Here is a 13,792-nt window from a genome sequence, read left to right as displayed (position 1 = left end):
TTTTTATATAATCATTTTCTTCCTCATAAATAAAATCCTGAACCATTAGCATTTTCAATGTATGTAATAGTTAGGATGATGTGACTTTTATGTTCTCCACATGATTTTACTAGTGCATCTCATGCAAATAATCAGCTGAATTAGTTTTTTGAAACTGAAAAATATCTCTGCACAATAAATAATTAGGTATCAAATGAAATATCTTCTCTTGACAATGACTGGCAAAATCTATAGAAACTTACTTTATAACGTTACAAGACTCATTGAGAATCCAGAATGGCTATTAATGAGAAACATTGGTCGTTTTCATATTATTCGTAATGCTATAAAAAAGTATCTTATTCAAAGACATAAATTGGAATTTTCAGAATTTTTAGAAAAACTGGAATCACAAAAATCTCATATATTTCTAGAGATTAGAGTTGAAGAGATTATCAAAAGTCTAGACGGAGAGGGGATATTTCAAGGTCTTAATTTACCTGAATATATGGTCAAAGATATTTTAGAATTTGCACTCACGACAAATTGCTATGGTGAGAATAAATATAAATTCGGCTTTAAGTTTCATCAACTGGAAAAAGCAGAGCAATATTACAAACGTAAATTTCTGACTGCTAGATACTATAATCTCACTCAAGAATGTCCAGGTATCAAAGAATTAGAAAATGACTCATTATTAATAGAAATTGCTGCTAGATATCTGAGAACAAAATCATTACATATAGGAACTGCACTGGTATGGAATTTTCCTGTTAATTTCCAATTTGAGCAATACTCCGTCAGCGAATCATCTTATCACTATGACCTGGATGGTTATAATTTTATAAAATTTTTCTTTTATTTAACAGATGTAAATTTAAATAGTGGTCCACATGTTTATGTTCGTGGTAGTCACAAAAATAAAACACTCATTGACCAATTCTTAAGGGGACGAACCAGCGAGCAACATTTAATTAATTATTATGGTCAAGATAATATTATTAAAATTTGTGCCCCAGCAGGGTGGGGATTTGTTGAAGATACATTCGCATCTCACCAAGGAGTACGTCCGATTAATCAACCTCGCTTGATGTTACAGTTGCTATTTGCGACCCATGACTACAATCTAGAGCATAATGATGTTAATCCTAGTTTGCTTCAAGCTATTTCTTTTGAAGATGAATAGATAACATTATTGTCAAGTTTACGTTTTTTGATTGGATTCGCAGGATTTCCCGCATATACAGTCATCGGTTCTAAAGAATGTCCGGTGACTCCCCCCAATGTCAGCACAGCACCTCGACCAACTGTAACACCTGGTCCAATTGCTGCTCTTGCAGCAATCCAAGCGCTTTCTTGGATATGAATTGGGGCAGGTATGAGTTGAAAATCGATATGATTCCAGTTATGGTTGCCAGTACAGAGATAGACATCTTGAGAGATGCAAGAATGACTACCGATACTCACCTCAGCAATATTGTCAATCCAAGCATTTTCACCAATCCAGACATAATCACCAACAGTCAACCGCCAAGGAAATTTTACCCTGACTCCTGGCTTAATTCGCACTCCCCGACCAATTTTTGCACCAAAGACTCGAAGAACAGATACTTTTAAACTTGAGATAGGTAGCCAATAGCTTTGAAATAGGGGTAAACCAATGAAGTACCACAGAAGTTGTTTCCATAGAGGTGCCCCAGGGCTATAAGTACCAGTAGAATAATTATCTAAACGCATATAAATTAGGTCAGTTTCGTTTTAAATTAGGTGATTATTCTAATTGTGTTAGCGGACATTACCGTAGGTATCACACAACTTTTTACTAACAGCAAAAATTCAAATAACAGATATAGTTTCTGCGAGTAGATATTTACGAAAGCTTTGGCAATATTATGGATACTTTTTGATTTCTTTCCATCTCATAAATTTTGGCATCAACCAAAAATCTATACCAAAAACCTTGGAGAAAATGAAAAATCAAACCCTCCATACCATCTAAAAAACCTAAACCAATTAAATAACGTAATAAAAAGTAAATAAATGCTCGTAAAAATAACGGAGAGCGTCCATAAAGATTTTTCTTCACCCAGCGTCGTTGCTTGGCTTGGGAATTGGCATCTGTTTCCAATAATGTATCTTGTTGTAAAGTGATTTCTTGCGTTAATAGTTGTTTGAGTTCGCGTTCTGAATATCGATTGTGTTTATCAGTCCAAAAACTTAATCCTTTTTGATTTTCATCAATAATATCGTGTTTTAATTTAGCAGTTTCTCCTTCTGAAAGAACAATATGTTCGTCCATCCAAAGTTGTTCGCATGTTCCCAAACCATTACGCCAAACACGTAGTAACCAGGTAGGATAATAGCCACCATGACGAATCCAACGTCCCATAAAAAAGACACGACGCTTGACTTGATAACCTGTAATCTGAGTTGATGTTTTGGGCAAAACTTGTTTTAATTCTGTAGCAAGTTCGGGAGTCACGCATTCATCTGCATCAATTCGCATTATCCAAGGAGTTTTTATTGGTAGATTCTGTAATGCCCAATTTAACTGCTTTGCTTGATTCTCAAAAGGATGATAGGAAACATGACAATTTGCTTTATTAGCAATTTCCACTGTTTCGTCAGAACTACCGGAATCAACAACGAAAATTTCGGCATCTAGAGATTTTAAACTCGCTAAACACTTAGGTAAATTTAGTGATTCGTTGTAGGTGAGAATAATAACTGAAAGTTGCATATAGTAATGACCTATTTGTATCTATAACTTGATAAACCACAGCTAAAATTATCTTAATAATGAATAAGCTTTTTGAGATTTCTTTCTAACAATTCGCTGATAATTGATAATTGTTTTATCGGCTATTTTCTCCCAAGTATAATTTTGAAAAACTAACTGACGAGCGCGTATTCCTGTTTCTTGTGCTTGTTTTAGATTTTGTAAATATGCAATCAAAGCATCTGCAATTTTACTGGCATTAATATCAACGATACTAGCAGCACCAGCAGCTTCAGCTTCTGGAAAATTACAACCAGTCGTAATGACACAGGGTAAAGCAGATGCCATACCTTCTAATACAGACATGCTAAATCCTTCTGAATAAGAAGGAACAACAAAAATATTAGCAGCAGCTAAAGCCGAATATTTAGTTTCACCAGTAAGCATTCCTGTAAACGTCACAGCTTCTAAACAAGATGTATTACTAAAGTATTCTTTAACTTGAGGTAAGTAGCCAATATTGTCTTGCCCGGCAACAATTAAATGAGAATTAGGAAATAAATTCCGAGCTTGAGCAAATGCAGGTGCTAATAAATCAAGTCCTTTTTTAGGATCGATTCTACCTAAAAATAAAATTAGAGTTTTATTGCGAGTTTCTGGAAATTGACTATAAAAAATTTCCGCACTAGGTAACTTTTCAAAATCATGGGTGTGAATACCATTAGGAATAAGTAATAAAGGAGCATTTATTCCTAATTCTTGAACGCGCTGAAATTCAGTCGAAGCTAGCATTTGAACTCCGCTAGCATTTTGCAAAGCAGGTTTTTCGATTAGGGAAAAGTAGAAATTTTTCTTCCAAGCTTTATAAGCTAATGCCCAAGGTTCTAACATCCCGTGGGGAGTCATAATATAAGGAACTTGATGAAATTGACAAGCCCATGCAGCTGGGAGAATCGGATAGGAAAAGATGGCATTTGTATGGACTAAATCATAATCTTGAACATGTTGAAACAACCATTGAGTTAAAGACCAGGTAAATTTATAATCAATAAAATTTAAATAATGAAAATATTGAATACGATAATGTTGTTCTTGAATCCAGATATTTAGGGGAACATCAAGATTGACATTCCCATTAGCATTGGTCGTCACAATATCAACTTCGAGTCCTTTAGAACCAATCGCTTCAGCTAACTCAATAATACATTTTGATGGTCCTCCATAGACATTTCCCAATGCGGGAATTAGCATTAAAACCTTCATATAATATCCCTATGATATTGATAAAATTAGTAATTTTTTGCGATCGCATAATCAACTGACTTTTTCAAACTCAGAGCAAACTGCTCTGGTGAGAAGTTTTGAATATGTGCTAAAGAAGCTGCTCCCATTTTGCGTATATCAATTTCGTCTGAGTGAGCTTTCACCATTAACCTGGTTAAATCTTCTCGATTTTCTGGATAAAAACCAAAACCATTCACACCCTCAATTACCAAATCTTCATAACATCCACAGTTTTTAGACACCAGAACTGGCAAACCTGCTGCCATTGCTTCATTAACCACCAAACCCCATTGATCTTGAGTGCTAGCTTGGATGAAAAAATTAGCATGGGCAAAATAAGGTAATAGTTGCTTTTGCTGGAGAAAACCAGGTAAGTGAACCACATCCCTCAGATTTAGTTCTAAAATCTTTTTCTCAATCTGCGATCGTAATTCCCCATCACCACATAAGATTAAGTCCCAAGCATTTGTACCTAATACTTGACGATAACTAGCATAAGCATCTAAAAGATTAAAAATATTTTTTTTGGGAATAAAGCGATTAATTGCCAGAAAGTAAGGTTTTTGATGTGGTGGAGATAGGGTTCTAATTTTATCGGGGTGAAAGTCATCATTTCCAACCACATCATATCCAGAAAATAAACTATCGTCTCTCATTCCTAATTTCATAAAATATTTTTTATGAGGTTTACCAGCAACAAGTGCTGATTGATAACCTCTTAACATCAACTTTTTAATCCATTCTTTCCAGCAATTACGGGATGTATCATCTTCTTTTGAATCTGAAAGAATAATAGATACTTTGCGATTAGATATACTCCACAATAATGCAGAAACCATTGCAACTTCAGAATAACCCGCAATCGCTAATACATCTGGTTTTAATTTGGACAATACTGATTGTACTTGCATAAATATATGCAATTTATTCTTTTTTTGATAGCAGCTATTTCCAAAAATTGAAATAATTGGTATCTGGAATTTTTCTAAATTTGTCTGCCAACCGTAGTCAGTTTCTGTGCGAGATAATTCCAGGGCTTGAATTTCCCAGTTTTCGTTTTTAAAAAGTTCGTATGATGATTTCAGTCTTGCCAAATGGTAAGGTCCATAATTGGTAAATAAAATTGCTAATTTGCCCTTGTCTAACATAAAAATCTCCCCATAATAATCAAGAAATTGTATTTGGTTTTATCCAAGCAACAGATTTATTTTTACTAAAAAATATCGAGACTATCAACTCTAAAAGCCAAATAAAAGCAACTGCATAAAGTAAAACTCTAGATGAACCTCGGCTAGCACTATGAAATGATAATATGAAACAATAAAGTGCCGAAAGCCAAATTAATATATGAGTCCAGTAAGCACTACCACAAACTTTCGTCTGATAAATAATATTTCCTTCTAATCTACCTATCCACCACCCAAATAAAAAGAATATTAAAGTTCCTGTCCAACCCATCCAAAAATATAATTCTCCAATAACAGGCATCGGAATTCCCACACCACCTATTCCTAATAATTCATGGACATTGGGTGGTGTAATTGAGGGTAATTTTAAGAAGCTAGGTAATGGTAATACAGTCAACAACCAACTTACAAAACCATCATATACAGATAAACTTTTGTTATGGAAGGCAACAGCATTACTTAAAATACCTAAGTTAAAATTTGTTTCAAAAAAATCCCTAAATGATGATAAATAATCACCCTGAACTGAACTAATTCCTGATTCAATACCTGTCAAACCACCAGATGAAGTACCTCGTGATGATACAGCAGCTGACCCTAACAACAACAATATTGGCGCTACTATTAAATATACCCAAATCGGTAAATATTTTCCAAGTAATGAGGAAGATAGTGTAAACAAAATGATTGGTAGGAAAAATCCTCGACTTAAGTAAATTAGCCGGGGCAAGATATCGATAATTGGAACTAAAAGCACTATCCATTGGTTGGATTTTGCATAACAAATGCCAGCAAATATGGTACAGATAGAAGCGATAATTCCTGCGAGTGGTACTAAAGTTACTAATAATTCTGAATTAATAATATAGTGTCTGCCCCCTGAAAAAATTATATCGGTTCTAAACCCAATAGTAAATGGAAAGACTAGAGCCGATAATGCAATCAGTGTGCGAAGATATAGTTTAATTGTTTTAGGTTTGACAAAATCTAGTTTTCTATCTAGATATAAGCTTTTATCTAAACGATTTAAAATTCTTTTTTTGCCGATAATTAATCCGCTAAATAATAAACTAAATGAGATTAAAACCAAAAAAATTGTTTGAATGATATATTTAGAATTCGCTAATTCAATCAATAATTTATTATCAGTCATTGCCCAAAAAATAGGAATTGAATGCAAGATAAGAATGAGAACAGGAATTAACGTTGAAGGTAATAGTATAATTTGTTCATTAGCTAATCCTTGTTTTTTGGCAAATGAAAAGGTTAATATAATATAAATGAAACAAAAAAAAGTAAAGATAAACTCCAATGCGATCGCAATAAAAGTAAAGTAGTATTTCTTATTAAAGCTACTAAATAATAGTACAGGGTCGTGAACAACAAAGATGAGACAGATGCAAGCGATCGCAATCAGAACAAGTATCTTCATATTATCTATAGTAAAAATTTTAATAATTAGCTCCACCATAATTAAAATATGGAAAAATAATTTAGCTAGTGGAGCTATTTGAGTTTGCAGGGTAATATTAATATTTAGATGATTGTGCTATGTAAATTTCAGAGATAATATCTTGAATCCGATATTTATATTGCCAATTGGGATAATGGGATTTAAATTTGTCCACATTCGATATATACCAAATGTGGTCTCCAGAACGATTTGATTCTGAGTAAGTATAGTCTAATTTTTTACCTGCAATTTCCTCACACATTTGAATAGCTTCCAACATTGAACAATTACTATGTCGGGAACCTCCAATGTTATAAACTTCACCACATCTTGGATTTTGATAAAACTGATAAAAGGCATTTACTAAGTCATAGCTATGAATATTATCTCTAACTTGTTTACCCTTGTATCCATAAATTGTATAAGCTTCAGAGAGTATAGTACATTTCATCAAATAAGCAAGGAAGCCGTGTAACTTGGCTCCTGAATGTGCTGGTCCTGTTAAACAACCACCTCTAAAACTGGCGGTTTTCATATCAAAATATCTACCATATTCTTGCACTAATACGTCTGCGGCAACTTTAGATACACCAAACAAAGAATGCTTAGAGTTATCGATAGTCATTGATTCATCAATACCAATTGTATAATGGTGATTTGCATCAATTTCCCAACGAGTTTCTAATTCTTCTAACGGTAAATAATTGGGTGTATCTCCATAAACTTTATTGGTCGAAGTAAAGATAAAAACTGCATTTGGACAATATTGACGAGTAGCTTCTAATAAAACGAGAGTACCATTAGCATTCACAGAAAAATCCACATGGGGGTCATTAGCTGCCCAATCATGGGATGGTTGAGCCGCAGTATGAATAATCAGAGAAATATCTGAAGAGTATTCCTTAAAGATGCTCTCCACCTCTTTGCGATCGCGAATATCAACGTTATAGTGTTGATATTTTTCTCCCAGAGCATCTTTCAATAAGTCTCGGTTCCATGTTGTCGATGCAGACTCTCCGAAAAAGTATGCACGCATGTCGTTATCAATACCAACGACATTAAAACCAAGATGGGCAAAAAACTTGACAGATTCTGAACCAATTAAGCCAGCCGAACCAGTAACTAAAACAGTAGACATTGGTTTATTCCTTTAGATAATAATGTCAATTAATCGAAGTTTTGGCGCTACAAGCAAAATGATAAAAATATTTTGCTGTTGAGATTTTCAATGAGCTAAAAGTAATCTATAACTTAAGTAACTGGACAGAATTAATTACATATTAGTTATTTATCAATCTGTTGCCAGCTAAGGATTTAAGTCCAGATTTTTGTGTAATTAATTTTGTCCGACTATTTATTAAGATGCTGATAATTTATAGATATCATGAAAAATTTGATGGGCAAATTTTTGGCTAGAATTTTGTGAAGCAAATTTGTACATTGCTTCTAAATTAGCAATTTCTTCACCGGGTATAGCAAATACTTTTTGAATGCTCTGGGCAATTTCCGCAGGAGATGTTGAATCGAATGTCAATCCTAGTTGATGTTCTTGTACTAACTGACCTAATAAACCATAGTTGGATGTTAATACTGGCTTTTGTGCTGCTGCTGCATGGACGATGACACTGCTCATTCCTACATGTTTTTGATAGGGAACTAGGACAAAATCGGCGAGTTCAAAATAATTACCAACCTCTTTACTAGGAATACATTTATTCTTGAGAATAATTTGGATAGGTGAATTTTGAGAAAGTAATAAGATGCGCTTTTCTATTTCTTCTCTTTCTGATGGGGGAATTGGTCCTGCTAATAGTAGACATATTTTTTTTTGGATATCTATAGGTAATAGTTTGATAGCATCGAGTAAGGGATAGATACCTTTGCGATTGTCTAAAACTCCAAACAATAAAAATACAGATTTACTTTTATCAATTCCCAACTCCGTGTTTAATTTTTCATACTTGCTTGTATCAATATCAATGGTATCAACGGGGTCAGCTAGTGGTAAAACAGTTACTTTTTTGCTCAACTGACTGATATGCTCAACTGCAAAATTATCTAAACAATATAAATAATTAAGTTGTGAATTTTGCATAGCTATAAATAACACAAGTTTTTGTCGCCATTGGCGAAATATTTCTTGTCGATTCAATTTTAAGTTAGCAAAATTGCTATAGTGAAAAGTGGGACGAAAGTAAATTCCGCCAACTGGACAAGGTGATTTTTGACCAAATGCAAGGGGTAATTGTAGATGGTCTATATACATTAATATTGCCTGAGTCGCTCTTTGCTTCTTGGCATATTGACAAAATATATTCCACTCGATAAAAAACTTTTTTATCGAAGATTTTTGTGATTCTAATAAAGATAGTTCCTCTAGAGATATAGGAATGAATTTAACTCGATTTTCACCAAGTTCTAATGATATATTAATCACATCTTGATGCAATTCTAAAAATTGAGGAGAGACAACTATATCTAAAATGCCAGATAATTTTTGGTGGCACCAATACTCGATTAGATGACGAATATAGCTAGGATGATGTCCACCTGTAATCAGGTCAAATAAAAGAATTCGATGTTCGGGATGAGGCGATAACTTAGAAACATTAATAGGAACAATTGTGGTAGTATTTTCCATCTTTATAGCTGAATCAGTTTGATTGTTGGTAGTTTAAATTAGAGACATCTAATTTATTTATTGAAGATTTAAGTTTGAACACAAATTATTTACCCACAGACCGTTTGGATGAAAGACCAAAAGATTTTTTCTTTGCTAAATTCTTTTTAATTTTGCCTTGTTTCGAGGACTCAAGCTGTTGCAAACTACTAATTACATTTGTTTTTTGTGGTAATGCCACCCAATCCCAAGATACAAATATTTCTGGACTATCAAGCGGACTTAATTCTCCATTTGTCTTAACTCCACAAATGGTATAACTATATTGATGCAGCAAAATATTTTTAACTTCTTCTGTAGATTGTAAATGCTGCATTGCTTCAGTCACAATAATTGGTTGATACTGTTTGATTAATTCTTTAGCACCTAAAAGCGCTAAAGGTTCAGCACCTTGAATATCCATTTTAATTAAGGTTACTGTAGATAAATTTATCAGATAGTCATCAAGCTTGATAACTTCAACTTCAATGCTATTCTCCTCTTTCTCTATAGAGTCGATGGTATCAGGATTAGATGCAAGAAAATTACCACTATTATCTGGATAGATAACTAATTTTTCTTGGCAATTATGACTACCAACTGCACAATTATGTAAAACAATATAATCTTCTAATTCATTTTGTTTGATATTGTATTGAAGAAGTGAAAAATTATTTGGGTCTGGCTCAAAGCTATGAATCACACCTTTATAGCCACGTTTTTTTAACTCAAAAGCCGCGATTAAACTATATGCTCCATGATGCGCGCCAATATCTAGCATGACAAAATTAGGACAAATTTGTTCTTGTACATATTGAACTAGATGATATTCTAATTCTCCAATGTAATATGCTTGAATCGACATGATGCTGCCAAACGAACGAAACTTGATTTGCTGATGATAAATGAAAAAATCTTGAGGATGTTCCTTGACTAATAGAGAATGTAAACGTTCCAGAAGATAAGGCTTTAAATAAATTTTAGTATCATGTCTAAGCAAAGGAGAAAGATGAAAATACCATCGCATTGGTTCGCGAATAAACTTAGTAATCGGTAGTAATGGATAACCAGCTTGAATATAGGCTTGACTAAATTTATCCTCAATGATTTTCAGAATATTTTTCATCTTTCAACTTCCCCCACATCTATTCAACTCTTAAACTTGATGATTGCTAATTCCCAAGTTATACAAGTAATTAGCAATTGATTATTTAGACTTAGCAGTCATCAATATAAATTTGGAAAATAATAATCTAGGTAATAATAAAATCTCTGATGGTTGTAACCAACCCATCCATTCCTTAACTTGAATATTGAGCTGTTTCATCGCTACAAACACAAAAGCTAAAGTCGTTGCATATCCAAAATTACCTGCGATCGCACCTTGTAAACCCCAGAAATGCGCTCCGATGAAAATAGAAGTTAGGGATAATACCCCAGCAATCAAGTTAATTCGCATCGATAGATTCGCAAATCCTAAACCCAACAGTGCATAGTAACCGACTACATTCACCGAATAAAACATATAAACCACCGTTGCCAAACGAAATGCTGATTTATACTCTGGAGTTGCAGCATCTGAAAACAGAATATTAATAATAATTGGTGCAAATATCAGTAATACTCCTCCTAAACCGATTACCAAGAGAACATTAACTTGAAATGCTTGTTTTATTTGCTGAATCAGTTCTCTACGTTTACCTTCTAAAAGGCTGCCCAATCGCGGTAACAATGGCTGTATTGCCATAGCTGATAGCTGGTTGATTTGGTTAGTAATACTAGTAATTGCAGCATAAGCCCCTAATGATGTAGTGTCTAATACACTACCAACTACTAAGCGATCGCCTGCTTGAAATAATGCACTCCCTAACGAAGTTAGCCATGTCATAAAGCTATATTCGATTAACTCTCGTCCTTTGCGATGACTCCAAATCAAGCGAGGTTTAGTTTTTGCCAGCAGTTGCCAAGCACCCCAACCATGAGCAAACAACATTGCGAATGCCACAACTGTATTCCACTGCATTAAAGCTAAGGTGGTTCCCCCAAACCAAGCGACAGCAATCATTCCCACATTTGTAAACCCAGTTTGCACCGTGTTTAAAAAATTCATCAGTGCATACTGCTGATAGGATTGTTCGATCGCGATAAAAATTTGTTGCAGCAATCTTGCCCAAATTATGAACCCACCATATCGGAGTGCTGGTAATGCGATCGCAAGCTGCTCCCGTTTGAGTTGGGTAAACAACTTAATAATTTCTGGTGCCCCAACCCATAAAATCAGAGCTGCCACATCCGCTAACACCAACATCCCGATAAATGATATGGTTAATGTCTGGGAGATAGCTTTTACATCCTCATTTGCCAAGTCTCGCGATAAAAATACAGTTGTGGAAATTGAAAGTCCTCCTTCAGCTAAACCAACAATTCCAATTACTGTTGAAACCAGTGTCCAAAGTCCATATTCCTCAACCCCCATCAAGCGAATAATTACAGGAATTGTGAGGAATGTGATTCCCACACGGATGACAGCACCAATGATGTTGTATAGACCATTTTTGAGCATTGACAACCTGTAATAATAGCGGTTAATTGTTCATTTGCTCCCCAGCAGCGCGTTCCTTTAGATATCAACTCACTTTTGATAAGATGACCTTTTTCAACACTTCCAAATATTGCCTTGCTATCTCCTTCGATGTAAAGTGCGATCGCATGTATTCCCTGGCTGATTTACCCATTTTCTCCGCAAGTTTTTGATCGCGATGCAAGTGACGCAGAAAATCAGCAAGTCCAGAACTATCTCCATTATTGAAGGCACTACCGCAGTGAATCTCTGCCATCATGTCCTGCAAATATGAATGCTGGGGGCAAATTACTGCCATTGGTCGTCCAGCAGCCAATGCACCGTATACTTTACTTGGTGCGACTAGGCTTTCCATTCCTTGGTCTACACTTACAAGTGATACGTCGCAAGCTGTTAGGGAATAGGGCAAATCTTCTTTGTTCTGGTACGGTAAGAATTCAATGTTATGTAATCCTAACCGTTTCACATCTTCTTTGAGTATTTTGCCTTTAGCACCACTACCAACAAAGAGAAAGTGAATGGGTTCATCTTGGAGTTCTTTTGCTGCTTCCAGAATTGTGTCCATGTCGTGACAACGACCCATATTTCCAGAATACAGAACAGTGAACTTATCGACTAAGTTATGTTTCCAAGCAAACCAGTTATATTTCTTGGGCATCGGTACAATCAAATCAGAGTCAGCCCAACTGTGAATGACTGCAACCTTATCTGCTACTTCTGGACAGTTATTCACAACACGCTGCTTCATATCCGGACTTAATACAATCAAATGTGCAGCATTCTTCCAAACTCGACGATTGATATCCATCCAGAAGCGAGTTAGGAAGTGATGTTTGGGAATCACATTCAGTGCTACGGCAATATCTGGATACAAATCATAGAGGATGCAAACATAAGATATGCCCAAAAGTAGATGTGCTAAATAACCAATTAGTGGTAGAAATGGCGGCGCAGTTGTCACGAGTAATAGATTGTGACTGCGAGGATGGCGAATTAAGTGGGACAAGGAACGGATAAAGAACATTACTCCATTCAAAGCCTTACCACGAATCCTTCCGGGGAACATCTGACTTGTGCGCGATCGCCTAATCTTTACCCGACCATTTTTTTCTGCCGCAGGTGCATTTGTAGTCCCAAAGGCATAACCCGGTTGACCTGTGAAAACTTCAATATCTACTCCCAAAGTCCCAAGTTCCCGTACCAACTCCTCAACTAACTGCCCAGTTGCAGCATAATCAGGGGGAAAGTATTGAGTGACGACAGACAATTTTATTGCCTGCTCTGTTTTTGCAACTCTCTGATTTTTCTTTGCCTCAAACGTAGTAACTTCGTTTGGGTACAACCTTTTACTATCTTCACTTAAAGCCAAGTTATTTATCCTCCTGAGATTTTTTCTGTCACCGTGCAGTTCAAATGCACATAATTTGCTGGCACAAGATTCTCGGTTGACTAAAAGATGTCAAACGATTCGATTCTTGGCAGGGTGGTAGATACGTCTCTGGTTGGGGAAGCACACTAAGTAAGTAAATTCAAAGTTGTTTAGCACTACTTAGTTAATCAATGCAATCTGGTATAAATTAAATTTTACACTTAGCGACTGGGGACTTGACAATATTTTATTCGCTCTACGTTCATAAGAATATGCAAAGTCACTCAGACAAAATGTGTACTTCTTTTTACTTGATAACAAGAATGTTGACTTGTTAATTCTTTAACTCGGTAAAAGCACCTTGTACCCTATAGGTCTAATTACTAAGTAAATATGTTGATGAAGATTAGACCTAAATTTGTATATTAAATAAGTTTTATTCCACAATCAGGTGAAACTTACTTAAGCATTATTACAACAATCGGCTCCGTATATAAATCTAAACCATCAAGGCAGGTTATATTAATTACACCTAGATACTTTACTTAACCTTCATAAATT

General features: G+C 35.0%; 11 protein-coding genes. 1 reads left to right on the top strand and 10 read right to left on the bottom strand.

Annotated features, from left to right (window positions below; genetic code table 11):
- Positions 1-214: 214 nt before the first annotated feature.
- Entirely contained in the window at positions 215-1,165 is a 951-nt protein-coding gene (locus CK510_RS15455; protein WP_143289316.1) for a phytanoyl-CoA dioxygenase family protein, read from the top strand.
- On the opposite strand, the gene CK510_RS15450 is transcribed toward CK510_RS15455, so the two are convergent.
- The 10 genes from CK510_RS15450 to CK510_RS15405 all read right to left on the bottom strand — a co-directional run bounded on the left by CK510_RS15450 (position 1,138) and on the right by CK510_RS15405 (position 13,231).
- Complete coding sequence (locus CK510_RS15450; RefSeq protein WP_095722551.1) at positions 1,138-1,716, bottom strand: WcaF family extracellular polysaccharide biosynthesis acetyltransferase; 579 nt, start codon at positions 1,714-1,716, stop codon at positions 1,138-1,140. The genes CK510_RS15455 and CK510_RS15450 overlap by 28 nt on opposite strands.
- Before the next feature lie 133 nt (positions 1,717-1,849).
- On the bottom strand, positions 1,850-2,719 hold the full coding sequence (locus CK510_RS15445) for a glycosyltransferase family 2 protein (RefSeq protein ID WP_095722550.1): 870 nt from the start codon (positions 2,717-2,719) through the stop codon (positions 1,850-1,852).
- 48 nt (positions 2,720-2,767) lie between these two features.
- Positions 2,768-3,961, bottom strand: a complete 1,194-nt coding sequence (locus CK510_RS15440; protein ID WP_095722549.1) for a glycosyltransferase — start codon at positions 3,959-3,961, stop codon at positions 2,768-2,770.
- A 26-nt stretch (positions 3,962-3,987) separates the two neighbouring features.
- The gene (locus tag CK510_RS15435) at positions 3,988-5,130 is read right to left on the bottom strand and encodes a glycosyltransferase family 4 protein (protein ID WP_095722548.1); all 1,143 of its coding nucleotides are present in this window, start codon (positions 5,128-5,130) and stop codon (positions 3,988-3,990) included.
- 19 nt (positions 5,131-5,149) lie between these two features.
- Positions 5,150-6,640 carry a hypothetical protein gene (locus tag CK510_RS15430; RefSeq protein WP_095722547.1) on the bottom strand — a complete coding sequence of 497 codons (1,491 nt, stop codon included), beginning with the start codon at positions 6,638-6,640 and terminating at the stop codon, positions 5,150-5,152.
- Positions 6,641-6,698: 58 nt separating this feature from the next.
- Positions 6,699-7,760, bottom strand: coding sequence for an NAD-dependent epimerase/dehydratase family protein (locus tag CK510_RS15425; RefSeq protein ID WP_095722546.1), 1,062 nt, complete (start codon positions 7,758-7,760; stop codon positions 6,699-6,701).
- 219 nt (positions 7,761-7,979) lie between these two features.
- A complete protein-coding gene (locus tag CK510_RS15420; RefSeq protein ID WP_095722545.1) occupies positions 7,980-9,263 on the bottom strand; it encodes a glycosyltransferase in 1,284 nt (427 codons plus the stop codon).
- Positions 9,264-9,348: 85 nt separating this feature from the next.
- Positions 9,349-10,407: an FkbM family methyltransferase gene (locus CK510_RS15415; RefSeq protein ID WP_095722544.1), complete on the bottom strand. Its 1,059-nt coding sequence runs from the start codon at positions 10,405-10,407 to the stop codon at positions 9,349-9,351.
- 81 nt (positions 10,408-10,488) lie between these two features.
- Complete coding sequence (locus tag CK510_RS15410; RefSeq protein ID WP_095722543.1) at positions 10,489-11,844, bottom strand: oligosaccharide flippase family protein; 1,356 nt, start codon at positions 11,842-11,844, stop codon at positions 10,489-10,491.
- 64 nt (positions 11,845-11,908) lie between these two features.
- Positions 11,909-13,231 (bottom strand): glycosyltransferase family 4 protein, encoded by a 1,323-nt coding sequence (locus tag CK510_RS15405; RefSeq protein ID WP_095722542.1) that lies wholly within the window; start codon positions 13,229-13,231, stop codon positions 11,909-11,911.
- Between the last annotated feature and the right edge of the window lie 561 nt (positions 13,232-13,792).

Origin of the sequence: Brunnivagina elsteri CCALA 953 (assembly GCF_002289455.1) — a bacterium.
Lineage (GTDB): Bacteria > Cyanobacteriota > Cyanobacteriia > Cyanobacteriales > Nostocaceae > Brunnivagina > Brunnivagina elsteri.
This window is presented reverse-complemented; position numbering and strand designations above follow the sequence as displayed.